Annotated in this window: 14 protein-coding genes and 2 pseudogenes; 5 read left to right on the forward strand and 11 right to left on the reverse strand. The window is 60.3% G+C overall.

From position 1 onward, the window contains the following. The 4 genes and pseudogenes from SR3_RS26120 to SR3_RS26135 form a co-directional block, all read right to left on the reverse strand. Positions 1-828: pseudogene (locus tag SR3_RS26120) on the reverse strand (alpha-glucosidase); the annotation flags it as partial. 192 nt (positions 829-1,020) lie between these two features. Beyond that, entirely contained in the window at positions 1,021-4,032 is a 3,012-nt protein-coding gene (locus tag SR3_RS26125; RefSeq protein ID WP_245654109.1) for a TonB-dependent receptor, read from the reverse strand. 87 nt (positions 4,033-4,119) lie between these two features. After that, positions 4,120-5,055 carry a FecR family protein gene (locus tag SR3_RS26130; RefSeq protein ID WP_068092877.1) on the reverse strand — a complete coding sequence of 312 codons (936 nt, stop codon included), beginning with the start codon at positions 5,053-5,055 and terminating at the stop codon, positions 4,120-4,122. After that, complete coding sequence (locus tag SR3_RS26135) at positions 5,052-5,636, reverse strand: RNA polymerase sigma factor (protein ID WP_245654110.1); 585 nt, start codon at positions 5,634-5,636, stop codon at positions 5,052-5,054. Before SR3_RS26135 ends, SR3_RS26130 begins: the two co-directional genes overlap by 4 nt. Positions 5,637-6,136: 500 nt before the next feature. Here SR3_RS26135 and SR3_RS26140 point away from each other — a divergent pair, with 500 nt between their 5' ends. Beyond that, positions 6,137-7,711, forward strand: a complete 1,575-nt coding sequence (locus tag SR3_RS26140) for a hypothetical protein (RefSeq protein WP_068092885.1) — start codon at positions 6,137-6,139, stop codon at positions 7,709-7,711. 398 nt (positions 7,712-8,109) lie between these two features. On the opposite strand, the gene SR3_RS26145 is transcribed toward SR3_RS26140, so the two are convergent. Genes SR3_RS26145 through SR3_RS26155 form a run of 3 tightly spaced genes read right to left on the reverse strand, consistent with a single transcriptional unit; the run spans position 8,110 to position 13,711 of the window. After that, positions 8,110-9,459 carry a TolC family protein gene (locus SR3_RS26145; RefSeq protein WP_084455938.1) on the reverse strand — a complete coding sequence of 450 codons (1,350 nt, stop codon included), beginning with the start codon at positions 9,457-9,459 and terminating at the stop codon, positions 8,110-8,112. Continuing rightward, the gene (locus tag SR3_RS26150; protein ID WP_068092895.1) at positions 9,456-10,565 is read right to left on the reverse strand and encodes an efflux RND transporter periplasmic adaptor subunit; all 1,110 of its coding nucleotides are present in this window, start codon (positions 10,563-10,565) and stop codon (positions 9,456-9,458) included. Before SR3_RS26150 ends, SR3_RS26145 begins: the two co-directional genes overlap by 4 nt. Next, the gene (locus SR3_RS26155; protein WP_068092900.1) at positions 10,562-13,711 is read right to left on the reverse strand and encodes an efflux RND transporter permease subunit; all 3,150 of its coding nucleotides are present in this window, start codon (positions 13,709-13,711) and stop codon (positions 10,562-10,564) included. Before SR3_RS26155 ends, SR3_RS26150 begins: the two co-directional genes overlap by 4 nt. A gap of 480 nt (positions 13,712-14,191) precedes the next feature. Here SR3_RS26155 and chrA point away from each other — a divergent pair, with 480 nt between their 5' ends. The 3 genes from chrA to SR3_RS26170 all read left to right on the forward strand — a co-directional run bounded on the left by chrA (position 14,192) and on the right by SR3_RS26170 (position 17,150). After that, positions 14,192-15,505 carry a chromate efflux transporter gene (chrA, locus tag SR3_RS26160; protein ID WP_068092903.1) on the forward strand — a complete coding sequence of 438 codons (1,314 nt, stop codon included), beginning with the start codon at positions 14,192-14,194 and terminating at the stop codon, positions 15,503-15,505. A 15-nt stretch (positions 15,506-15,520) separates the two neighbouring features. Continuing rightward, on the forward strand, positions 15,521-16,240 hold the full coding sequence (locus tag SR3_RS26165; RefSeq protein WP_084455939.1) for a superoxide dismutase: 720 nt from the start codon (positions 15,521-15,523) through the stop codon (positions 16,238-16,240). A gap of 88 nt (positions 16,241-16,328) precedes the next feature. Continuing rightward, positions 16,329-17,150, forward strand: coding sequence for a chromate resistance protein ChrB domain-containing protein (locus SR3_RS26170; protein WP_068092908.1), 822 nt, complete (start codon positions 16,329-16,331; stop codon positions 17,148-17,150). A gap of 240 nt (positions 17,151-17,390) precedes the next feature. Here the strand turns inward: SR3_RS26170 and SR3_RS26175 are convergent, their stop codons facing one another. The 4 genes from SR3_RS26175 to SR3_RS26190 all read right to left on the reverse strand — a co-directional run bounded on the left by SR3_RS26175 (position 17,391) and on the right by SR3_RS26190 (position 24,724). Next, complete coding sequence (locus SR3_RS26175; protein ID WP_068092914.1) at positions 17,391-19,577, reverse strand: DEAD/DEAH box helicase; 2,187 nt, start codon at positions 19,575-19,577, stop codon at positions 17,391-17,393. Continuing rightward, positions 19,574-20,878 (reverse strand): ATP-binding protein, encoded by a 1,305-nt coding sequence (locus tag SR3_RS26180; protein ID WP_068092917.1) that lies wholly within the window; start codon positions 20,876-20,878, stop codon positions 19,574-19,576. The genes SR3_RS26175 and SR3_RS26180 overlap by 4 nt, the downstream gene beginning before the upstream one ends. Beyond that, positions 20,878-23,280: a tellurite resistance TerB family protein gene (locus tag SR3_RS26185; RefSeq protein ID WP_245654111.1), complete on the reverse strand. Its 2,403-nt coding sequence runs from the start codon at positions 23,278-23,280 to the stop codon at positions 20,878-20,880. The genes SR3_RS26180 and SR3_RS26185 overlap by 1 nt, the downstream gene beginning before the upstream one ends. A gap of 328 nt (positions 23,281-23,608) precedes the next feature. After that, a complete protein-coding gene (locus SR3_RS26190) occupies positions 23,609-24,724 on the reverse strand; it encodes a DUF4236 domain-containing protein (RefSeq protein WP_084455940.1) in 1,116 nt (371 codons plus the stop codon). 590 nt (positions 24,725-25,314) lie between these two features. On the opposite strand from SR3_RS26190, the pseudogene SR3_RS26195 reads away from it, so the two are divergent. Continuing rightward, positions 25,315-25,645 (forward strand): annotated as a pseudogene (locus SR3_RS26195) (amidohydrolase); the annotation flags it as partial.

Consider the following 25,645-nt stretch of genomic DNA (forward strand, 5'->3'; position numbering starts at 1 on the left):
AATGTCGAGCAGCTCCTTCTGGCTCTCGTAGCGCGCCTTGCTCTGGATCAGTCCGAAGGCGGCCTTGGGCGGCAGGGGCGTGGTGCCGGTCAGCTTGGCGTAACCTGCATAGAGATCGTCGCTGTTGTTGCCGGTGATGACGAAGAAGGAGACCCGCTCACCCACCTGCGACTGGAAATGCGTGCTGCCATGCAGGCCCGGCCACACCAGCGTGCGCGCCGGATTGTCCCACACGATGCCCCAGACCTTGCCGTCGCCCTTGTTGGTGACCATGAAGGGCACGCAGACGGTCTCGCCCGCGGGCGCGTCGTAATTATGCGCGCAGTCGATCTGGCGGCCCTTGAGGTCGAAACTGCCTTCCTGATTCTGGCCCAGACCATAGTAATGCTCGCCCGGTGCGGCATCGAAGCTGGCGCCGACCTTGAAGGTCTTCTCGCCATTGACGGTGACGGGGGCCATCTCCCAGCCGCTCATGCGGGCCAGCAGGCCGCCGTCCGCGCCTTTGATCGACAGGCTGACCGGGGGCAGCGCGGGCGCGAAATAGCGCTCCATCTGCGTGGGCGCGGGCGGATAGGGCTTGGCATCGACCGTCAGCGTCAGGCCGGAAGAGGTGAAGACATCGCCCGAGGCATCGGTGCGATGCGTCCAGCCCGAAGCGTCAGGCTTGGCGTTGGGGCCCTCGCCCGGCGGCGCGCTGGCCAGCGCGGGATCGAGCGCGATGGTCACCCGCACGATGCCCGGCGCATAGGGCTCGACCGCGACGCGGCTGCCATTGCGGTCGAGCAGCGCCATCGGCTCAGCCAGCGCCTGACCTGCGCCCAGCGCCATCCAGGACAGGCCAAGAGCAAGCAAACCCTTGCGGGCCAGGCCAGCACCCGATCCCGCCGCCGCGTTAAGCCGAGACGTCAGCGTGATGCCGTCGAAACCGAGTTTCACCAGGTCGCATCCTTTGTTCAATGTGATCGAAAGAAAAGCGTTCGGCGCCCATAGGCGCCGAACGCAGTCAGAGTTGGTTTTACCTCAGAATGTAATCCGCGCCGTACCGCTGATGCGGCGATCATCGACGGTGATGTTCTGGGGACGCGTCACCAGACCGAAATAGGTCTCCATCCGCGTGTTGAGCAGGTTGCGACCATCGACCGTCAGCGAGAAATGCGGCGTGACATTATAGGTCACGGACGCATCGAGATAACCGAGCGACTTCTCGAAGATGGGCAGATTACCGGTGCCATTGCCAGCGGTCGTCTGCAGATATTTGCTGCGCCAGTTGTAGGCGACGCGGCTGGAGAATTTGCCGAGCTCGTAGATGCCGACCAGATTGTAGCTGTATTTGGACAGCCCTTGAAGCGGTACATCCGTGACCGGGCCACTCGTCGCCGGGCTCGGCGCACGCGAGTCGACATAGGTGAAATTGCCCTGAACGCCGAGACCCTTAAGCGCTCCCGGAAGGAAGTCGAAGAATTGCTGATAGGAGGCTTCGACACCCTTCACCGTGGCATTGGCGACGTTGTTGTAAGAGGTGATATCATAGGGGTAGGTCTGCCCGTCAGGGAAGGTGATGTTGCTCGTCACCACCGCGGTCTGGATGTAATTGTCGATCTTCTTGTAGAAACCGGCAACGGAGATCGACCCGGTGCGCGCAAAATACCATTCGAGCGAAGCGTCGAAGTTACGCGAGGTCATAGGCTTGAGCGCGGGATTGCCGCCGGTCGAACTGTGGATCTCGTTGATCGTCGCAGCCCCCGGCTCATTGAGGGTGAGATTGGGGCTGAGCTGATCGAAGGTGGGCCGGGACAGATTGGCCGAGGCCGCCAGACGCAGCTGTAACTTGGGCGTCAGATGGGCGCGCAGATTGATGCTTGGCAGAGCCTTTGTATAGCTCTGGTCCTGGCCGATCGGCTGGAAAACAGGAGCCCCGCTGGTCGAGGTGCCATCACCCTGCGTGACCTGGGGAACCAACTGGTAAAAGCCGGCCGACGACACGCTGGTATGAACGAGCCGTACACCGATGTTGCCATCGATCGGGACCGGCAGATTGTCGTCCTTGAAATAGGCGACGACATAACCGGCATAATCCTTTTCGCCGATCGCATAAGAACCGCTCGGATAATAGCTGGGCTGGCTGCTGATCCCCAAGGCGCTCAATGTGCCAGGATAGTTGGTGATCAGATTGAGCGGGAAGCTGACGATGCTGCCGAAAAGATTGGCATCTCCGTGGAAGAAATCGTCGAGGCTGACATGCTCATAGTTGGAAAGCCCGGGAGCGACGCCGGTGTAGCGATAGCCGGTGTCAGCATAGCTGTTGGTGCGGTTTGAATAGCGAATGCCGGCCTTGACCGACTTGAGGATACCGCCGTCAAAGCGATACTCCCCGTCAAGACGGAAGGATTTATCGTTGCCGACCGTGCGATTGAGGTCGTCAAGCAGCGCGCCATTGCTGTAATTGGCAGGGTTCGCCGTGAAGCCCGCAGGGCCGACCTGGAAGCTCGGCAGCGCGCCGCGCAGATCCTCGGTGAAGGTGGGCGCGGTTGAATTCACGATCATGATGGAGCGCAACGCATCAGAGGTTGCGTGAACGAACTGGGCGTCACCGGTGATCGTGAGATGAGTGGTCGGCTTCCATTTCGCATTGAGCGAGTAATCGCTCGTCACCGAATGGCGCGTCGCCAGGCTGGTGTTTGAAGCCACCGGCACATTCTGGAAGGTGCCGCTGGTCATGTCACCGTTGGGTGCGAAGGTGAAGGGCGCGCCGGCAAGCACGTCGATGGAGGCAGCGCCCGTGTTGGCCAGATAGCTGTAATCGTAGAAGCGGAACTTATAATCGTTGCGGAACAGTTCGCCCGTCAGTTCCAGCGTGCTGCTCGGGCGCCATTGAAGGGAAGCATCGATGCCCAGGCGCCGACGGTCGCCGTGATATTCATCGAGGCCACCGCCGTGCGAAAGCGTCGTGGTCTGACCCAGGCGCCCCAGCTTCTGCGCATTGGCATAGTCAATCGGTGAGTTGGGCTGACCTGCAGCATTGAGGCTTTGATCCAGCGTAAAGGCCGGCTCGACATTGATCGTGTCCTCGCGAAAGGCCGTCTTCTGATAGGAGACGTCAACCAGGACGCCAATCTCGCCGATGCCGGTATCCCAGCGGTTGCTCACCAGAACCGAAGCAGAGGGCCGGCTCGAGCCAACGAGGTCGTAATAACTCTCATTGACCGTCGCCCCGAACTTGAATCCCTTGAAATCAAAAGGCTTGCGCGTGCGGAAATTGATCGTACCGGAAAGCTGGTCCTCGATCAGCTCAGCCGAAGGATTTTTGTAGACGTCGATCCCGGCCAGGAGTTCAGACGGCACATCCTCAAGCGTCAGCGTGCTGGCATTGCTGGCCGTAAAAATATCGCGGCCATTGAGCTCGGTGCGAACCTGGGTCAGGCCGCGGATGGCCGCCGAACTGCCTTCGCCATAATTCCTGGTGATCTGGATGCCCGCGATACGCTGCAGGGCTTCGGCAACGTTGCGATCGGGCAGCTTGCCGATGTCTTCCGCGACAATCGAGTCGACGATTTGCGATGAAGTCCGCTTGATGTTCTGTGCAGACAAAAGGCTGGCCCTGACGCCCGTCACCACAATGGCATTGCCACCACCATTTTCAGCGCTGGTCTCTGTCGAAGACGCCTGGGCGCCGGCATCGACTCCGGCATTGATTCCACCGGGCACGACGGACGCTGGAGACTGTCCTTCCCGTCCAAGGATCAGGTAGCTCTGGGGCCCGTTTTTCTGAGCCTGAAGCCCTGTCCCTTCGAGCATCACCGCTAACGCCTGATCGACGGTCATCGCCCCCTTGACGAGGTGCGTGTGCTTGCCCCGCGTGAAAGTACGCGCGGCCGCGATCTCCACCCCGGCCTGATGAGCCAGAGTGGTGATCGCTGTCTCAACGGCCTGTTCCGGGACATTGAATTGCTTGGTCTGTGCAGCTGCTGGCTGCGCAATGCCGCATGCAATCACGCTTGCGCTCAGCCAAAGGCCAAGAGTTCTTTCCCGCATCAATCTTCTCCCTCATATCCCAGGCTGTTGCCTTGCGAGGGAGGAGACGCGAGTGATCTTCGACCCTACCTCCATGAAAAAATTATTTCAGGAAGGGCCGCCGATGCGTATGACATTGGGATCATTTCGATCGATGGCGACACCAAAACTGCGGCCGACGGCATTGGCAAAGCCCTCCGGATCGTCGGTCCTGAACGATCCATCGAACTGCTCCGATGCCAAACGCGGGTTTTCAAGCACCAGCTTGCGCCGATTGTAGCGATTGAACTCGTCAATCGCATCCACAACGCGTTCGCCGGACAGATCGATCGTTCCCGACCGCCATGCCAGCGTCCTGTCGACCGAGGAGGGCGTGGCCGCTGCCATGCGCACTTCGGCATTGTCCCCCACGAAGGCACTCTGGCCCGCCACAAGGCGAATCCGATGCCCATCCGCCTGGGCAGCCCATGTCTCGACTACACCCTCGGTGACAAGCACATCGGCCCCATTCTCCCGGCGTCTGACCGAAAAGGCCGTCCCCACCGCCTGCACCACAACCTGCCCGGCCTCCACCACGAAGGGCCGCACCGGGTCTTTCATCACCCGGAACCATGCCTCGCCGCTTGCCAGACGCACTTCCCGACGATTGTCGGCCAGCCGGACCTTGACCTCACTGTCGCTGTTGATGGTCGCGCTTGAACCATCCGCCAACGGCACATGGCGGATTTCTCCAACCTCGGTGCGATAGACAGTGCCCGACCGGCGCCAGAACAAAGCGCCGATCAGGGTTGCGGCAAGAGCACTGGCCGTGCCTAGTACGGTGCGCCGGGAGAACCGCTGACGGCCATGAATAGCCGCCACACCATCATCCACTTTGTCCAGGCTCAGCCAGGCGGCCTCAGCCTGTAAAAGTGCACCGCGCCGCAGAGGATCGCCCGCCAGCCACAGCTGGAGCTCTGCTTCCCCCTGCGCCGACCAGTCGGAACTGTCCATGCGAGCAATCCATGCCGCCGCCTGCTCACTGTTGTCCTGCGGGCGCATCATTGCTCTCCTCCGCGTCGTTCCGAATAATCAAGCCGATTTTCCGCGTCCTGCTCCCCTCGGCTCCACGCCTCGCGGATCATGCGAACCCCGGTCCAGATCTGCTTTTCGATGGCCTTTTCGGTAACGCCAAGGTGCTCCGCAATGGCTCTTTGCGTCCAGCCTTCGATTTTGCGGAGGCGCATCACCTGTCGGCAACGCTCAGGAAGAAGCTCGATCATGTCCAGGATCCTGGCATAAGCGATCTTGCCCGCCACCTGGCGCTCGGGCGAAGGTTTGTCGTCGACGAAGGCATCGATCTCGGCGATCGCCTCGAAGGGCACGATACGCTGCCGTTTGAGGCGCCGGGTCAACAGGTTACGCGTGATCGAGAAAAAATAGGAATATCCGGAGTCGATATGATCGACCCGCTCCAGCATGGAAAGGCGGGAATAGGCTTCCTGGATGATCTCGTCGATGTCCTCGGAACTGACGCGGGCGCGCCTCAGCCAGCCGCGGACCTTCGCCTCATGCGGCAACACCTCATCGGCCACCCACCGTGCGATCCGTCGGCGTTCGCCCGCCTCTGAAAACTCATCCGTCACGCTATCATCCTATGATTGCGCTAGGGGGAGACCTGAACCGGTGCAATCCTTCCAACCGATGAAAATAAAATTTCGTGCATTGTGTTGCGTCTCGGACTGGAACCGATGATCCTCGGCTGCACCGCACAACGATCGTCAAACTTTACCGGACGATCAATCCTCAACAGACTGTCCCCTCACTCTGCCGAACATCCCCTCTAAACTCCACGGACCTCGCCGTGTACCAAAAGGGCAACAAAGCCGTTGTTGTTAAACGCATGTTGCCGTCCCGAAGCGGCCAGATCTGGGATTAAGAACATCCAAGACATAGAGAGGCTTAGACCGCTGACAGACGAGACATTCACGACCTCCGGTCGAAGTGTCGGAAGCGGCCGCTGGTTCAGATTGCTGCGCACGGCTGTGGCCGGATTGGGGGCAACGCTGCAAGCTTATGGGATTGTCGCTCGCCGCCACCGGCATTACTGGCTAAATAATCGCTGCGCGAGAAAAGGAAATCAATCGTGACGCCACGTGCCGCTATCCAACAAATTGCACGCATGGTTCGGGACGATATCCGCTCGGGCGAACTGTCGCCCGGAGCCCACAGCGTCGGGGATATGCTGGTGGCGCAACCCGAAGCCTTACTGTTGATTGTCGATCTCACCGGTGCCGAAGGGCGCAAGAAGCGGCCTGACGCGGCGATGCATCACGCCTATTCCTTCATGCTTGGTCAGGCTCTCGAACAATTACGCCAGCGAAGCGAAGCCGGAAACGGCCATGCGGCCATGGCCATGGAGAATGTCCGAGCGATGATCGCTCAGCAGATGCGTCTTGGCAAGCTTGTGCCGACGGCAGCGATGGCGCTTGTGTCGGCGTTTTCGCGGTCCGGGATCGAGGTGGGGGAGGACATACGCAGCGCAATGGATGACGTCATGATCCAGTCCGGAGCTGGCCAGCAAAATCTCCCGACACCAGATGTTGCGGAGATGTTGACGGACTTGGTTAAGGCCTGTGAGGGCGACCCGTTCCTGATCCAGAGCCAGTTCGCCGAATTGATTGCAGCCATGCCTGCCGCTCTGCAACTCAGCCTTTTGGACGGACTTGTGCTTGCCGACGATTCTTGTCTGCGCGAGGCCGCTGTCGGGTGGCTTCTTGCAGAACCTGCGATCGCCACGCCTTTCGCCACCATGATGGAAGATGCCGCCAAGCGAGGGCTTGTATCAGCAGCGTCGGTTGCGAACCTCATGTTGATTCGCAACTGGGTGTCGGAGGATCGGCGCAGAGCGATCGACGCTATCATCAGAGCCGCGAGAACTGTCGGGTCGGTGCCAGAGAAGCGCCCGGCAATTCAGGTCAGGGAACTTCTGATATCCCAGCGCGATGGGGCGGGAGCCCAAAGCATATTCGCATCAGTCAAGCAGGGCAGAAAGAACGCGCTGGTATCGATCCTGATCAAACAGGGCCATGGTGTGCGGGATGCCTGGGTAGCGCACTCGCTCAGCAGACCCGAGATCGAAGACATGCTTGACCATATTGCGTGCGAGATGGCGGTCCATGAAACCACGGCCGAGGACATGGCCTTGATCCTGAGCAGTGCCCTGAGCGATGGCCCGGCTGGCTCACCACCCCCGTTTGGCCTCGTTCAGGCTATTACGCTGATCGGGCTCTCGGATGTCGCGCCCAAGTCTGTATCGGTGCATGATCTCGTTGCCTCGATGATATCGGACGTCGATGCGGCGCTAACCGATACCAAGGCAGTGGAAAGGGCAGTGCGTGGGTCGGGTCGGTGGTTGGCGACCAACCCTCAGCTCGATTCCTGGTTCGAGAATGGTGACGACGTCGCCGCAGCTATCAAAGGCAAGCGCAAGATCGAAGAGCGGATCACCGCGATTATGGAAATGGTGCTGGAACCGAAGCGGACCTATTGGGCCAACGTCATCGCATGGAGTGCATTCGCACAGCGAGGTGATGGCCGTGATTCAGACTGGACCGAAATGGCCTTGGTCGCTCGTGAGATGGCTTCGAAACGACCTCTTTTCGAAATTCCGATAGCGCGCTTTATCGCGGTCCAATCGGAAGCGGCTGCCCGGAACTGATCGGCGAACCAACTGGGCACCGGATGTGCAATGCAGAACCTTCTCGTTGGTCATCGGCAACTCTCGCAACCCGGCTCGACGGGCGGCTCGGGGCCGCAACTGCCGGTTCCTGAGCCACCCGGCCTGTCGCCTGGCGCCAACAAAGCTGCCGATTCAGTCCCCGAGAAGCCTCGCTGATTCCTGCCCTACATTCATCGAAATCCGTCGGGACCGAATGACGCCCCTTGGGACTTTGCAGTCATTCGGCAAACCTCTGCCGAACGGCAGCGTCCGCCCGAACCGGTCGCTCCTCCGCCAACGTTGCTGGCGATCGGCATGCCTGGATTTGTCGTGGTCACCGGGGCAGGCAGCTAACAGCGCTGAAAAGAATATAGCGGGCCTAGGTTCAGATCTGGCGTCTATGACGCCTTCTGCCCCGTAACAAAGTCGAGCGTTGCGAGTGCGCTGCAATATTGAGCCAAAACCTGGGCGTGAGCAAAGCGCGCATCCTGCACAACGGTCTGGGCGGTCAGCACGTCAAAGGCGATCGAAGTTCCTGAACGAAGGCCAGCATTCGCCAGCGCAAGGGCTGCTTCTCCAGCGGCCAGCCTTTCGCGCACGAGGGCCAGGGATCGTGAGGCGGCCAGCACGTTCTGGCGCGCGGTCACCACCTCGGCGCGAACCTCCTCCAGCTTCCGGCGTGCCGCGACGTCGGCAAGCGCCCTGTTTGCCGAGGCCATCTGCGCCTTCCCAAAGACGCTGCCCGTGAGGGTGATCGCAGCACTGGCGGAATAAGGCTGCTGGCGGAACATCGTGTCGTTGATCCCGGTGGTGGGCGGCGTATTGCTGGCCAGAGCGCTCCCTTGGAGTTGTGGTCCAAGGGTGGCAAAGAGCACCGCAACCTTCGCCGCATCGCTGGCTCCGATCTGCCGACGAAGCGCCGCTAGATCGGAGCGATGCGTCACCGCTGATGTCAGCAAAAGGTCAAGCTGAGGCGGTTCGGCCGGAGCGCTAGGCTCCTTGAGCGCATCGGCTGCCGGCAGGAGCAAGGTGACGGGCGTGAGATCCAGCAGTTTTGCCAGACCCACCGAGGCGGCATAATAGTCGTTGAGCGCCGCCATCTGAGCTATCGCGGCTGTCGCGGAAGCCTCGCGGGCACGTTGCGTATCAAGCGCCAGTCCCAGGCCTGCGTTCTCTCGCGCCTGACTCAGCCGCAACAATTCGCGGCTCTCCTCGACCCGCCGGGTCGTTGTCTGCACCCGGGCCTGAGCGAGTGCGAGCCCATAATAGCCCATCACCACATCATGCTCTACCCTGTCGCCGACAAAGGTGGCATCGTCCTTCGCAGCGCCAAGCCGACGTCGTGCCGCCAGAATGTCGAATACAGCCTGGCCGGGATTGATAATCCAGTTGGCCAGGGCGAAGGGGCTGACCCGGTGAAACTGGCCAACCTGATAAGCGCCACCTGCTGCTGGAACCGCACCCTCAATCCCGACTGCGCCCACCCCCAGGGATGCGGTAGGGAGCAACGCTCCGATCGCGCTGCTGACCAGTCCACGCCCTTGCTTCAGCCGAGCTTGCGCCTCGGCAATGTCGAGGTTGCGCGCGCGCGAAAGCTTCAAAGCTGTCGGCAAATCGATGGTCACCACGTCGCCCGCAAGGGCGGCGAGTTCCGATGGAGCGGCGTTCGCAGAAGGCAGCTCCTGCGCCTGCGTCGGGACAATGGGGAAGATCCCCACAGCGAGCAGCATCGCAGCCAGGCGTGTCATGGCAGCACCTTTGTCTGGATCGCCGTGCCGGCCGGCGGTGCGGCCTTGGCATTGGCGAGAATGAGATCATTGCCCCCGACACCTTCCACGATCTCGGTGAGGGTCCCATCGGTCAGCCCCGTCTTGATCGGACGGCGCACGACCTTCCCCTGGACCGCTGCCAGTACGAAACTGCCGTTGGTGTCGCTGCCGATAGCGGCGTTGGGCAGGCCCAACACACCGGCATGGCGCGCTGTTTCGATCTTCGCGCGGGTGAAGCTGCCCGGCAGCAGGCCACGGTCCGTGTTCGCGACATCGATTTCGGCCCGCATGGTGCGCGTGACCGGATCGAGGCTCTCGGCAGTCCGAGCTATCGTGCCGGTGACCGGTTTGTCTGTGCTGCCCAGCGCCATACTGGCGCTTTGCCCCCTGCGCAGCAAGGGCGCCTGCGCGGAAGGAACGGCAACGAAGACGCGCAAGGTTCGCGTCTGCTGCACCGTGAAAAGAGGCGAGGACAGGCCATTCGTGGCCGCCTGAACGAAGGTGCCATCATTGACCAGACGCCGCGTCACCACACCGTCGAAGGGCGCGACGATACGGGTATAGCCGGCAATGGCCTGGGCCTTGGCCAGCGTTGCATTGGCCAGATCAGCCTGAGCATGGGCAATGGCGGTATGGGCTTTTACCTCATCCATCGCCTGATCGGTCAGGCCACGCGCCCTGTAGAGATCCTCCTGACGCTTCTGGGTGATTTGCTGCAGGGCCAGCTCGGACCGGCGGGCATCAAGCTGTGCGCGATCCTCGGCCAGCTCATGTGTCATTTCAGGGAGGCGGATGACGGCCAGAACCTGCCCTGCTCGCACATGATCGCCGATATCCGCCCGAACGCCGGTGACGTAACCAGACACCTTCGGGAACAGGTCAGCGCTTTGCCAGGGCTCGATGCGGGCGTCAGCCTCGAAGCTGGCAGCAATGTCGCCCTTCTTCGGATGGACGGCATCGAGCGGAGCGGGGGCGCTGAGAGCCGTAGCAGCCGGGGCGCTGTCGGCATGCCACCATGCTCCGGCAGCGACGAGAGCGGTCAGGCTTCCGGCGACGAGCAGCCCATTGCGGGAAAATAGCGTCATGACAGGGCTCCTTCCGAAGGCACATCGCGAGCAGGATCATCTGGATCGAGAGAGGGGGAGAGACGAGAGGAGCCAGCGCGGAGCAGGCCAAAGACCGTCGGCAGGATAAAGACTGTCGCCAGCGTCGCGAAGATCACGCCGCCGATCACGGCCCTGCCGAGCGGTGCAGTCTGCTGACCGCTGTCCCCAAGGCCAAGCGCCATCGGCGCCATGCCGGCGACCATGGCTGAGCCCGTCATGGCAATGGGGCGCAAACGGCTGAGGGCCCCATGCCAGCCCGCCGAGAGCGCATCCATCCCCTCAAGGCGGGCACGTTCAGCGAAGGTGACCAGCAGGATCGCATTGGCAACCGCCACCCCGGTCGCGGTGATCGACCCCATATAGCTTTCCATATTGAGCGTGCTGCCGGTGAGCATCAGAGCGGTCGTAGTGCCTGCGAGGGATGCGGGGACGCTGGCCAGCGCGCAGAGCGCCAGCCCTGGCGACTGAAACCATGCTACAAGCATCAGGAAGATGGCCAGAATTGCAACGCCCAGACCGATGCGCAGATTGCCGAGAATGTCGTGAAGCGGCTCGACCTGCCCACGCAGCGTGACCGTGATACCCTTGGGCGGAGGACCGAGCCGGTCGATCGCAGCCTGCACCTGATTGGCCATCGGCCCCAGCACGCTACCCTCGAAATTGGCAGTGACGCTGACCACGCGCAGGCCGTTGTAACGATCAAACTCGCCGGGCATCGAACCTGGCGTCACGCTGGCCACATTGCGCAGCAGCATCGGCTTGCCGCTGGTGGTGCTGACCGAGATGTTGCGGAGATCCTCCAGGGTTGCAGTTTTGGCCGGTGCACCTTGCACCTGGACCTGATAGGCGATGCCGGTGTTGGCCGCCCAATAGACAGGCTGGGTGAAGCGGCTCGATGAGGTGTAGGGCGTGAGGGAGCGCGTAAGATTGTCGCTGGAGACGCCCGCCAGCCCGGCCAGATCGCGGTCCAGCTTCACTTTGACGGCCGGATAATCGAGCGTCTGGGCAATCTGAACATCGCGCAGCGGCTGAATTTGGGTGAGAGCCGCACGGATTTTCTCGGCATAGGCTCGGTCGTCGTCGAGGGATTTACCCATCACCGCCACCTCGATCGGCATCGGCGCGCCAAAGCTCATCACCCGGCTCACGATATCCGAGGGCTCGATGGCGAAGCGGACTTCAGGCATGGTAGCGGCAAGATCGTGACGGAGCTTGTCACGTAGCGCGCTCATGTTGCTGGAGTGGACATTGCGCAACTGGACCTGAAGCACCGCTTCATGTGTCCCGCCATTCCATTGGTGAATGAAGTTGATTGGATAGGCCGAGCTATGCATGCCCACCAGCGCGAGGCTGGTGACAACGCCGTCGGCCCCGACATCACGGGTAATGACCTCCAGCGCCCGCTTCGTCATCTCCTCGGTGATTTCAAGCCGCGTGCCTGCCGGAGCCCGCAGGCGCAGTTGCAACTGCCCGACCGAGGCGTCCGGGAAAATCTCGGTGCCAAGGCTCCAGGTTCCCAGACCGACGAGCAGGATTGCGCCAACCAGATAGCCTCCCACCAGCAGACCGGCAGGGAAGCGGGCCAAACGGTCACGTGTGCGAAGATAGCGATGGCGCAGCTTCGCATCGGCGGCTTGCTCTGCTGGCGGTGCGGATTTCAGCCACCAGACCGACAGTACAGGGACCAGCGTGCGGTCTAGCAGCCAGGAGGCGATCATTGCAAAGCCCACCGCCAGAGTGAGTGGCAGGAACAGGGCGCGCGCAGCGCCTTGCATGAAGAGCGAGGGCACGAAGACGCACAACACGCAGAGCAGCGCGATCAGCAACGGTCCGGCAACTTCCTTGCCTGAGTCGGCCACCGCGCGCGGCAGCGCCTTCCCACCGGCAAGCTGCACGTGGATGTTCTCCATCGTCACCGTCGAACTGTCGACCAGTATGCCCACCGCCAGCGCGAGTCCGCCCAGGCTCATCAGGTTGATGGTGGCGCCAGTCAGCCACAAGGCAAGGCTGGCCGCCAGCAGGGCGAGCGGGATATTGACCACCACGATCAAGGCCGCCCGCCAGTCGCGCAGGAACAGCAGGACCATCACTCCGGTCAGCAGCGCACCCAGCGCGCCTTCGAGCGTCAGACTGGCGATGGCGCGGGTCACGAAGCCCGATTGGTCAAATTCATAGCTGACCTTCACATCATCGGGCAGGGCTGCCTGGAACTTGCCGAGATTGGCCTTCACCGCATTCACCACCGAAAGGGTCGAGGCATCGGCGCGCTTGGTCACCGGGATGTAAACGGTGCGCCGTCCGTTGGAGAGCGCATAGCTGGTCACGATATCCGACCCGTCCACTACTTTGGCGACATCGCCGACATGGATCGATGGGAAGGCGCCAGGGCGCAGGGGCACGGCTTCCAGTTCCTTCGCATCGGTGACGATCGCGTTCGTGGGCACGATCGGATATTGCTTGCCCAGCGCGATGTTGCCCGAGGGGCTCACAACTTCGGTTTTGGCGATTGCCCCGACCACGTCATCGAGTGAGAGGTTGTAGGCCGAGAGTTTCGCCGGGTCGGTGCTGACCACGATGGAACGCGCCGAGCCGCCAAAGGGCGGCGGGGCCGAAACGCCCGGCAAGGTGGCGAACATCGGGCGGATGGTGTTGAGCGCCAGATCCTGGATCTGCCCCACGGGCCGCGCCGCGCTGGAAAAGACCAGATTGCCCACCGGCACGCTGCCCGCGTCAAAGCGCATCACGAAAGGCGGCACCGTGCCGGGTGGCATGAAAGCGCGGGCGCGGTTCACATAGGAGACCGTCTCTGCCATCGCCGCTGCCATATCCGTGCCCGGATGGAATTGCAGCTTGAGCACCGAGGCGCCCTGGATCGACTTCGATTCCACATGCTCGATGCCTGTGATGTAGAGGAAGTGATACTCGTAATAATAGGTGACGAAGCCCTCCATCTGGGAAGGATCGAGCCCGCCATAGGGCTGGGCGACGTAGATGGTCGGCACGTCGAGACTGGGAAAGACGTCGCGCGGCATGCGGTTGAGCCCGAGAAAGGCGGTCAGCACCATGGCCACAATGGCCACGACGACCGTCCAGGGGCGGCGCAAGGCGCTGCTCACGAGATTCATGACAGAGATCCTGGCTTGGAATCGCTCGAATGGGCGCGCGAAGAGGACAGCGCCAAACGGCCCGACAGGCAGGCGACCGGTCGCAGCACCGCAATTGGGGGGTATCTCTTCAGCGAAGTTGGGGATTGAATATCGTGGATCATGCTCGGGAACGCCTTTTCAATCCACGCTGAACGTGGAGTGCAAAGGCAACACTTGAGCTGACGCCTGGCCAGGAGGTTGCACTATCCCGGTGCCGACCTCCTAACTCAGGCCCGTAGACCCTGCAAGAGGCTTATCGCGACAAAGCGAGGAAGCAGAGCGAACCTATCTGCTTCAAAAAGGTACAAAGTTGGCGTGCTCCGGCAAAACGGTTGCCGCCACCATCGCGCCGGGATAAAGACACCTCACCGGGGCCAAGCAACCTCCCGGCCAGGCGTCAGCCAGAGCGTTGCCTTCTCTTGTCTGCGGTTTCGCGGACGGAAAGGTGGTTCGCGCGGTATGACGACATCTCAGACACATCCTGATTTCGCAGAGCTGGTCCGAGTCTCGGCCCGCATCGGCTGCTTGAGCTTCGGCGGCCCGGCAGGCCAGATCGCGCTGATGCACCGCGAGCTGGTTGAGGAACGCGGTTGGATCAGCGAGGAGCAATATCTCCACGCCCTCAATTTCTGCCATCTGCTGCCGGGGCCCGAAGCCCAGCAACTGGCAATCTGGATCGGGTGGAAACTCCATGGCACGCGGGGCGGTCTCGCTGCCGGTCTGCTGTTCGTCATCCCCGGCGCGTTGGTCATTCTGGCCCTATCGATGCTTTATGGTTTTGCAGCGCAACTGAGCTGGTTTTCCGCTCTGTTCCTCGGCATCAAAGCTGCCGTGCTGGCGATCGTTGTGCAGGCGGTCCTGCGTGTTGCGGGGCGGGCGCTGGGCACGCCGTTCCGCAAGGCCGCTGCGCTGGGCTCCTTTCTGGCCCTATTCCTCTTCAACGCGCCGTTTCCCTTCGTCGTGATCGGCGCGGGGTTGATCGGATGGCTTGTCGCACGCTGGCGTCCGGCCTTGCTGGGGCTCAAGGACGGTCCCGCTGGGCCGATCGATACGCACCGGCCTTGGCGCCATACTTTGTGGTCAGCTCTGATCGGTGCCGCTGCCTGGGGCCTGCCGATGCTGGCGGTTTGGGTCTCGCTGGGATCAGGCCATGTGCTCTGGCGCATCGGCGTGTTCTTTTCCAAGCTCGCGGTGGTCACCTTCGGCGGGGCCTATGCGGTGCTGGCCTATATGGCGCAGCAGGCGGTGTCGGCGCAGCACTGGCTTTCTGCTAAGGAAATGGCTGACGGGCTGGGGCTGGCCGAGACAACACCCGGCCCGCTCATCATGGTCACGCAATTCGTCGGCTATCTGGCCGCATTCCGCGCCCCGGCCCCTTTCACGCCGGTCATTGCGGGCATGCTTGGCGCGCTCCTCACAACCTGGGTGACCTTTGCGCCTTGCTTCCTCTGGGTTTTCGCTCTCGCCCCATGGATCGAGCGGCTTGAGCATGCCCGTTTGCTCAAGGGCGCGCTGGCGCTTGTCACCTCGGCCATCGTCGGCGTTATCGCCAACCTCAGCGTCTGGTTCGCCTTTCAGGTGCTGTTTCGCGAGCTACGACCGGTCAGCTTTGGCCCGGCCCATCTCGGCCTGCCTCTCTGGAGCAGCCTCGACTGGCACGCAGCCCTCATCACCATTCTGTCCGCCTGGGCCATTGTTGCCCGCAAGTGGAACGTGATCCCCGTTCTCGCCGCTGCCGCGCTTGGCGGTTGGCTTTTGTCTTACCTGCCCTGAGAGGAGCTTTTGAGCATGACCAACCTGTCCCGCCGCGATGCCCTGGGGAGTATTGCCCTGGGCGTGGCAGCCACCGCTGCCGCACCGGTGGAAGCCGTCGCCCAGACCGGGCCGGCTGCCATGGCACCCGCCTTCTCCGGCGGCCACAAGCCTAAGCCGCTTGGCTTTGATCCGACAAAACTTACCGGCATTTCCGAGAAGCTGATCCGTTCGCATTGGGAGAACAACTACCAGGGCTCCGTCAAGGCACTCAATATGGTCGAAGGCCGTCTCGGTGCCGCCATGGCCGACAGGGATCTGCCGCCTGTTATTTATGGCGATCTTAAGCGTGAAGAACTGCATCGCACCGGCTCGGTAATCCTGCATGAGCTCTACTTCGAGCAACTGGGCGGCAACGGACAGGCTGTCGGCGCGATCCGCGATGCTCTGGCCCGCAGCCACGGCAGCTTCGAGGCCTGGGAGGCCGAATTCCGCCGCACAGCCATGGCGCTGGCGGGAGGTTCGGGTTGGTGCATTCTCGCATACAACCACTACACCAAGTCGCTGCATAACTACTGGGCCTGGGACCACACCAACGGCCCGATCACCGGTGTTCCCCTGCTGGTGCTCGATATGTATGAGCATGCTTTTGCCATCGACTATGGGGCAGCGGCGGCCAAATATGTCGACGCCTTCATGCACAACATCGACTGGGCGGTAGTGAATGCCCGCTTTGGCGCTGCTATCGCCACCTGATCTCGTTTGGAACGATGCCCCGCCGGTGGTTTGACCTCGGCGCGGCATAGCTTATCCTTTACCCTATCGACCGAATGAAAGCCCTGCGATGCCAGCCCTGAATGCGATCAGTCCTGTCAAACTCATGCGGCTCGTCGGGACACCCAAATGTCCAGTCCTCATCGATGTTCGCATGCCCGATGAAACCGAGGGCAGGTTGTTTCCTGGCGCGATCCTTCGCCACGGCGCCGAGGTTTCAGCGTGGGGCCAGGATTACGCTGGGCTGGAGGTCGTGGTGATCTGCCGGAACGGTCAGGCCGTGAGCCCGGGTGTCGCCGCATGGCTACGTTATCACGGGGCCGATGCCCAGATCCTTGAAGGTGGCGTGATCGAATGGCTGGCGGCCCGCTTGCCGCTGATCCATGCCAAAGCCCTTCCGCCTCGCGATGAGCAAGGGCGCACGCTCTGGGTGACCCGCGCGCGGCCCAAGGTCGATCGCATCGCTTGTCCCTGGTTGATCCGGCGTTTCGTCGATCCGCAGGCCGTTTTCCTTTTTGCTGCGCCGTCTGAAATTCCGGCAGTGTCGCTTGCCTTTGGTGCGACCCCATTCGATCTGGAGGGCGAGGCTCTGCGCTGGACGCACCGGGGCGAGCTATGCACCTTCGATGCGATGGTGGAGGATTTCGGGCTTGGAGAGCTAGAGCCTTTGGCGCGCCTGGCCACGATTGTGCGCGGCGCTGACACTGATCGTGTCAAAATCGCGCCCGAGGCGGCAGGCTTGCTTGCGGTATCACTCGGGCTCTCGCGGATGTTTGAGGATGATCATGCGCAGCTGGATGCCGGGATGCTGGTCTATGATGCGCTTTATCGCTGGAGCCGGGACGCCTCCGATGAAACCCATAACTGGGCTTCGCATCGGGCAAGGAAATAGGCACGCGCAGGCAAACTTGCGAGTGACCGGTCAGGTCGTAAACCGACATACGTTTGGCCGTGTTGGAATGACGCATGTTGGTCGGGAGCGACCGCCCCCACGATGTGGGGAGAGCCGCTGACAAACCCGACCTCTACGACCTTCGGTCGCCTCCTCATTAGCCGTATTCCGTTCATCTTGCCTGAGAAGCCCTCCGGCAAAACCCGCGCGGTTCAAACTTCGAGTCGAGTTGAGATCTGCTCAAATATATTCTGAAGGCAATCCAAGGACGCTCCGCGCCAAGGAAGGGAGACTTAACTGATCCAGGCGAAACGAAAGAGCATCCATCTCGAGCAGACTTTGCGTCAGATAGGGATGGAATTTTTCGGTCGTCAAATTCGCGTCGGCAGCGAAAAGATGACATTCGGCGCCTTCCGCAATGCTACCGAGTGCAGCGACAAGGTCGCAGGAACTGCGCCCTGTCATGACCTCGAGAAATCCGTCGAACGTCTGAACCGTGAAACCCCGGCTTCGCAGAGCAAAGGCTAAAGTGGTTGTCTTGACCGTGCCACAATGCGTTGCAACGATCCAGGCTCCCTCACCGATCTCTGCGATACGACTACTGGGAAACTGCATCCGACTGAAGTCACTGCGCGCTTCTGCCAACAGTTCACGAGCCGTCGGGTCCAGATATGAGGGTACATCGTCGCGATTGAGGAGATCAAACATGCGCTCAATCACAACATCGTGGATCATGCCTGCATCCCCGCCGAAGATTGGCGGGGCGCCGGCCTTGGCATGCGTGACGATGATCACCTTCCCTTGATCATCGACCTCCTGCACCAGCCATCGCCGCCCTGAAAAGATGATCATCATACCAGGCGCGACCATATTATCGATTGGCAGGGTTCCCAGTTCGCGACCCTCGGCGATCAGGCGATATTCTTCAGGTGTCTGAAAGACGGCGTAAAAGCTGTAGTGAGAGGTAAGCGACTCTCCCATAGGACCCAGTAGCAGTAATCCATCACTTGCCTGCTCGATCAACGCGGGATCGCATTGCCCCATAGCCCGCAACACATCTGCGAAGATTGCCGGAGAAACCTGCCGAAACGGTCCATCCTGACAGAGCATTCGATAGAGCCGGGGAGCATTGGCCCCGCCCCGCTCCGTGATGATGGACAAGATCTGATGGACGAGTGTCGAGAGATGCAAAGCACCCGTCCGTGCCGGTTCGCACCAGCCTTCCAGCAACAGGTCGATCATCGCGATGGAACGCAACAACCCTAACCTTAGCCTGTCAGCAAAGCTGCTCTTTGCGTTGATCTTTGCCTCGATGGCATATTGACGCAGAATAGCAGGCTTCCCGGCCCGACGCCCCGAACGCCCCAAGCGTTGCCTCAACGATGCCACGCTGAAAGGAGCACCAATCTGGGCAACGCAACTGACGTCACCGATATCGATCCCCAGCTCCAGCGTGGACGTACAGATTGCGGTGGTGGGCAGTTTCCCATCCTTGAGCCTGCGCTCGACAGCTTCCCGATGTTCGCGGGACAAGCTGGCATGATGCGGGTAAAATTCTTGTGGGAGACGAGCATCCTCACAGAGCGCCCGCAACCGGTCGGCATAGATTTCCACCGATTGGCGGGATCCGGCAAAAGCCAGATTGTCCGTCCCGCGCAGGTGATCGAACAGGTGCTTTGCGATCAAATCCGTCGGCGGGGGAAGGCTCTTGTCATCCCCGCCAGCGATATAGCCCCGAAGCTGCAGCCGCAGCTCGGCTTCACCGCCCTGTGCCTCAATGACCTGGACACTCGCCGCGTTATCCGGCCGAAGATAAATACGTGCCTGATCCATGTCCCCCAGGGTTGCGGAAAGGCCGATTCTCCGGATCGGTCGCCCAATGGCCAGCTCAAGCCGAGTAAGCTGCGAGCGCAGTTGCACCCCCCGTTCACTGTCGAGCATTGTGTGGACTTCGTCCAGAATGACCGCGCGTAACGACCGGAACAAGCGAGGTATCTCAAGGCCACGGCGCATGAACAGCGCCTCAAGCGATTCCGGGGTGATCAGGAGAACCCCGCGCGGTCGCTTGACTGCGCGGGCCTTGATCGAGGCAGAAACGTCGCCGTGCCAGGGAACGACGGGCAATTCCGCTTCCTGGCACATCGCCTCAAGGCGATTGGCCTGATCCGTGATCAAGGCCTTGAGCGGGGCAACATAGAGAAGGTCGAAGCCGCCGACAGCCTCTTCGTCAGCGATGACCTGAGATATCAAAGGCAGAAAGGCTGCCTCCGTCTTTCCTCCTGCCGTAGACGCCGCGATGATGACATCAGAGGTTCCATCACTGATGGCAGTGATGGAACGGACCTGAATATCGCGCAGATCACGCCAACCCTGCGATCGGATCCATCGCTGGATCGGTCGGGCCAGCTTGTCAAAGGCAGTGGTCACAAACGGAAGGACGCCAGGTCATCCTCGGCCATCGGAGCGTCAGCTGGATCGTCGACCTCCCTCATATCCTCGCCACGGTCTTCAACGATCTCTATGCTTTCGATGAGATCAGTCCATTCAATTCCGGGATTTTGCTGCAGAACCGCGATCATGTTGACGAAGGCCGTCACAGTGTTCCGCGGCGTCCGAAAGTAAGCTTCGCCGATACGCGACGAGCAATGCGTCATGAAAGCTTCCAGACTGGCGTCGGGCAGAACTTCATTCTCGCCCTGCATGATCGCCCGGATGTTGGACAGGAGCACGAAGAGGTCTTCCGGTGTCAGGCTCGCAAGCCGGATGACGGGTCCTGACATGTCCACGAGCCCATCACGAGCAAAGGTATTTTCGGCCAAACGCGATTGGAGTGCCTCATAGCTGTAGAGCCCACGGCGGGTGTTCATCAGAAACTCTGGCGTCCCTCCCAGCAGGAAACCAAGGTTTTCCGCACTACCCTGGAGAACATCGTTGAGGATGCGCAGGATCTGCTCATAATTTGCATTACGGGCCTGTGCCGAGCTGAGCTTGAAGAGATTGACCATCTCGTCAAGGCCGATCAGGAGCCCTTTATAACCGGCGGCACACACGAAGGCCGACATCAGCTTGAGGTGGTCGTAAACACTCGCGTCATCCACGATTGTACGAACCCCAAGGGCCTTGCGAGCATCAGTTTTTGTCGAAAACTCTCCACGCAGCCAGCGCAGCGCCGCAGATTTGAGATCGTCATCGCCACTCTCGTGTCCCGCCCAGTAACGGCGGATCACCTCGGCAAAGTCAAATCCTCCGGTCATCTCCTCAAAATGTGCGAGCCGCTCACGGATCACAGTCTCGGTTAACTGATCACGCGCCTCGGCGTCCTGCTGAGCCTGGCTGACGAAACGCTCGACGATGCTGGTAAGGGCTCCACCATCCGGCTTGGAGCGGGTCGAAACGTTTCGCGCCATCTCGGCATAGAGCCCCCTCGCCTGCCCGGCTGTCGCGTGCAAGCGGCGATCGGGCGCCAGATCGGCAAACATCACGACCAGCCCTTTTTCCAGGGCGACCAGCCGCATGAGGTTCATGAAAAAGGTCTTGCCCGATCCATAGTCGCCGATGACGAAGCGAATGGCCGAACCACCATCGGCGATCCGGTCGACGTCTTTGACCAGTTCCTCGATCTCACGCGCCCGCCCGACCTGAAGGTGTCTGAGGCCGAGCTTGGGGACCACCCCAGCACGCAAAGCCTGGACAATGGCATCACGTTCACGAGGTCTCAGCTTGGACATCAGGCAGTCTCTTTCTCAAATTGGGTTTTCAACGCTTGGGCGATCTCATCGGCGACATCATAGCCGTCATATTCGTCCAGCAGAGCTTCGTCATAGGTCGCAAACGACCACTCATTGATGGTTTCCAACGCCCCTGAGGCCATAAGCCCGTGCCGAGAAGCAAGTTGCTCAAACGCCTCGGCGCTCCAATGGTCCTTGGCGATCACGTCACGCACAAATGCCGCACATTTGACATCCAGGCCTTTAAGGGGGGACGCGGATGCCACGGCTGGCTCAGTTTCAACATCCTGCTCTGTCTGGAAAATTTGTCCTAGAACAGATGATACGCGCGCAGTGTCAGAACGAATGGCTGCAATTCTCTGTGTATCCAGAGCCGGCCTTCGAGCAGTGGCCTCTTCCGGAATTGGCTCTCCCGGAGAGCCCGGGTCTGCCGATCTGACCCGAACAGGCGTGTTGGCCACCCCTCCCGCATGTAGATCCGAATAGGCCGTCGATGGATCAAGTCCAAAGATTCGGTAGATTTTCTCAATTCCGGCGACCTCTTCGGTCTGTATGATGCCATCGGCATGAGCCACTGCAATCATGGCATTCCTCAGAGCCACCTGTTGGGCAGCGTCAATTTCTTTCAGCCGGCTGCGCAAAGTTGCCATGTCCGCTGGAACAGCCAGAAACCAATCAAGGTTCGCCTTCAACCGCTTACGCTCTCCCTCAGTGACATTCTGAGCCCTGGCCACGCGGTCAACCAAGACGAGCCTCTCGCCATCGGTTACCTGACCATCGGCATGCGCCACAAAAGCACTCAGAGCGAGTTCAAGGAGGGTTGCGCGGTAAGCGTCAGACGCGCTGCCCGTATCCTCTCCCGCATCCAGTGCGAACAAGACGACCGGCTCGCCCTCTTTGGGCAAGCGCAACGCATGGCGCGGGTCCGGAGCGAGACCGAAACCGAGGGCTGCGAGCGCATCGGCTGCATCGGTCAATTGGCGCTTACCCACTTTTCCGGACGCAGGCATTCCCATCCGCTCGAGGATATCGTTAGCCAGCGCAAGGCCGCCTGCCGCAACCAACTGATTGCCCCAGGAGATCAAGTCCCGCCTTTCCTCGGAAGGAAAGATATCCCAAAGGCAAGCGGGCAGCAAAGCATGGGCCTCGAAGCTGCCTTTGCGTTCAGGATTACGACCCAGAAAGCGGCTGAGCCGATCGAGTTCATCCATAGCTTCATCGGCGATGTCCTGCGCGATGCTCACTGGCTTGCTCAGGCCTGAGATATCAAGGATCTGTGTACCATCCGCAGACATCTGAATATCTGCGTTAAATTCGCCCGATGCCGCTGCGTAATTATATTTCAGGAACTTTTTGGATTTTGCGACCTTGAGCCCCTGGGGAAATTGCAGGTCAAATTTTGCGATAAAGAGAGCCCTGAATTCATTTTCACAGCGCTGGGCGGCTGTACGCAATCGCTTGTCCGGATGGCAAAGGAACCAACTCAGCAACCATTCTCCCGTAAGGGGAACGCCGTTGGCAACCATTCCGCCAATCGCAACCTTGAGCGATAGCGGCAATTCCCAGGTCCAGCTTTTGAAGACCGGCCGTTCGATCTCGTCATGGCTGAGCATAATGCTCGCCAGATCGATAAAATCGCCGAGATAACGCTGCGCTGAATGGTTTGCGGAGAAAAGCCCCTTCAAGCGCTTCACCTCATCCAGGATATCACGTTTCTCGTCATCGGACGGCTTGTCGATCAGGAAGCGACGTTCCAGCCCGTAGAAGTAGAGAAACATATAACCGGGGTTGATAGAACCGTCGCTGGCCCCTCCAGCAAGCCAATCGAGGTAGGTCGCTCGGCAGCCTTCCGGAATGCTTGAATAGCCGGGCCAGTAGGGCATGCTATCGCCAGATTGAGCAGAGTTGGCCGAGGCTACCGGCTGCGCTGGATCGATATAGGACCGGCATCGATCACCGTACCCGCGTCCTTGAACGTTAGGTGCCGGGCCGACATAGATCATCCCCTGGATCCACCGCCCGACGATCTCCACGGTCTCACCCTTCGGTATCCAGCCCTGTCTGCGAGTACCGCGATGCACAACAAATGACGGCTGCTCAACCGCAGCCTGTAAACGTGACATAGCCATAATAGCAGCAGCACGTTGGCCGTTTGGCCTCCTGTCGTTGGACTCATGACGAGCGTCGGTCGACATCACATTCCCCTGAGTAGGACGATGGGCCATCTCCCCTTCAGTCGACCGGCTTATCGTTTTTGCACGCCACCAAGTGATCAACCCTGGCATCCCAAACGCAAAAAGCGCCTGCATTCCGCCCGACAAACCCTTCAATGCCGTTGCGATCAGGAACATGCAGGCAAAAAATGCCAGAATGTAGGTCGCGACGACCTTGAAAAATTTCAAAGTATGAATCCTTTGACGAATCCTATGGTACATTACCTATGGGGAAAATGCCTGCAAGTGCGCGGCATAAGATCCATCGTTTACTTTCACGTTAAATTTTGGATGATTACAAAGGGCCACCGTCCGCATGATCGCCAACCAGCCAGTCACGGGCAGCAAAGGCCTCTTCATGGTCTGCTTGGCCCATCTCGAGAACCAACCCATTGGTTGTTTCAGAACGTGCAGGCGAGACAACCGGACGTTGCATAGGAAGACAAAGACTGGCCATCTCCATGGCAAACGCCGAAGCCGGGCAGGCATCAGCTTTCGCGCGGCCTTCCGCCCACGCTCATGAAAGGTTGGCCAGCGCAGGTGCTTGAATGGCCTTACGCGGCAAAGTGTGCAGTGCGTCGGAGAAAGGTTTCGCCACCCCTCGTTTGGAAAATTCGACCAACTCGTTGAGGCCGCTGCCACTGCGCAGGTGCATGGCTTCATACCGGCACACCGGGATTTGACGATTGTCGCGAAAGCGGCGGTCTGGCCCGCCGTTCTTGTTAGGGTGCTTCCAGGTGTAATGGCTGACTTCCGCATCACGCGGCACCGATCCCTCCTCGATGAAGTTGGAGTTTTGGCAGGTGACCGTCAACTGGGTATAACTGACAGCGCCGACATGCCGACCATCGTCAACCAGGATGCCATCGGGAAGAAAAAACAGAATCTGCTTTCCCACATGCAGGGCGGGCGGAGTGATGTTGCTTTTGACGGATCGAGGCAGCTTGTAGCCGATGTCGGTCGGCTTGCGTTTGACGATGTGAGAAGCGCCCGCGTTCCGCTTCCAGGTCGTAAGATCCTGAACGGCACCGCCAGCCTCGATATGCCATTTGCCTGCACATCCCATCAGGCCGTCGAAATGGCGGACAACAACCTCATAGGCCTTTTCGACTTCGGCCTCGAGATCATAGAACAGCACGCAGGTGCGGCGGTATGAATCCAGCCAACGCCCTGCAGCCCAACCGACCGCGATCAGTGGCAGGAACACCAGTGGATTAGGTCCACCTGCGAATGCCCAAAGGAGGGCAAGGCCGGCCAACGTTCCACCCAGAACAGCAGCCATGCTGAGTTGATCGCGTTTTGCATTGATGTCATCGAGCAGATCGCTCAGCGAGCCATCGCGCATCGCGAGCACATCTCCTGATTCCACCTCGATCATGTCGACGCCACTTTCATACGTGACGGCTGGTACCAAGGGTTGCCTTGGCCTATCCGAAATAAGGGTCTGGCGCTTGCCTGCCTTGTCGATCGTCGCGCGGTAATAGAAGCCACCTCGTCCGGCATGGACATAATGCCCACGGGGCCCGGTTCCAAGGCGCAGCCCCTTCATACCAACCGACGCTCCAACGCCCCCACTCGAGAAATTGAAGCGAAACGGCCCAGCGCTTACGGATTTTCGAAAATAGAGCGGCATCTTTTAATCCTCGGTTTCTCCGTATTGATCCTTAATTTGGCGGGTAAGCGCAAGATTTTTATCTAGCATTCAGCACCATACCTCTCATGAAAAAGCTAAGTCCTCGGCGGCCGTATCGAACTCGCAGTCCAGCGCTTTCCCTTCGATGGGCCGGTGCGCGTCAGCCAGCTTAGCGAAGCAAGGTTCTGGCCCAAGGATTCTGGCATGCTGATAGATCCGGCCATCACGAAGCTGACGGGTGCCATGAGGCCGTTTATATTGCTTCTTTTCCCGTTCTCAGGAAGCGCCTAACGAGCAGGTTGCATCTTTGAAAACAAATCTGCGGAACGGTGAATGAAGGGCAGCTTGGGTCGTTCCACTTTTCGTAGCCGCCTTTCCGGATCGTCCAACATTTTGGTCGCTCAGGTCAAGTTTTGAGGTGCGGATAGAGGGCGGTTCGGGCCCATTCCAATGATCGGTATCCCATCCGCACGGCCACGACAGCACCTGAATCGTGACTCCCTGCCCGATCAACGATTTGACAATCCGCGTTTCCCCTGATGCATTCGGGAAAATCGCAAATCACCGCTGCCCCTAGGAAGAACAACGCCATGCGCCCCTTTTCCCTGCTGCTCGCATCTACTCTTATGCTGTCGCCACAGGCCGCTCACGCAACCGATCCCGCCGCGCTGCGCAAACAAGTCGATGCCAACTTTGATGCGCAATGGGGTGATCTTCAGGCACTTTATGAGGACCTCCACAAGAACCCCGAGGTTGCCTTTCAGGAGAACCGCACCGCTGCCTTGCTTGCCAAGCGCCTGAAAGCTTTAGGCTTCGAGGTTACTGAGCGAATCGGAAAAACGGGCATCGTCGGCGTGTTCAAAAACGGCCCCGGCCCGGTGGTGATGCTGCGCACCGAACTCGACGCGCTGCCGATGGAAG

The sequence above is a fragment of the Novosphingobium rosa NBRC 15208 genome, from assembly GCF_001598555.1.
GTDB lineage: Bacteria > Pseudomonadota > Alphaproteobacteria > Sphingomonadales > Sphingomonadaceae > Novosphingobium > Novosphingobium rosa.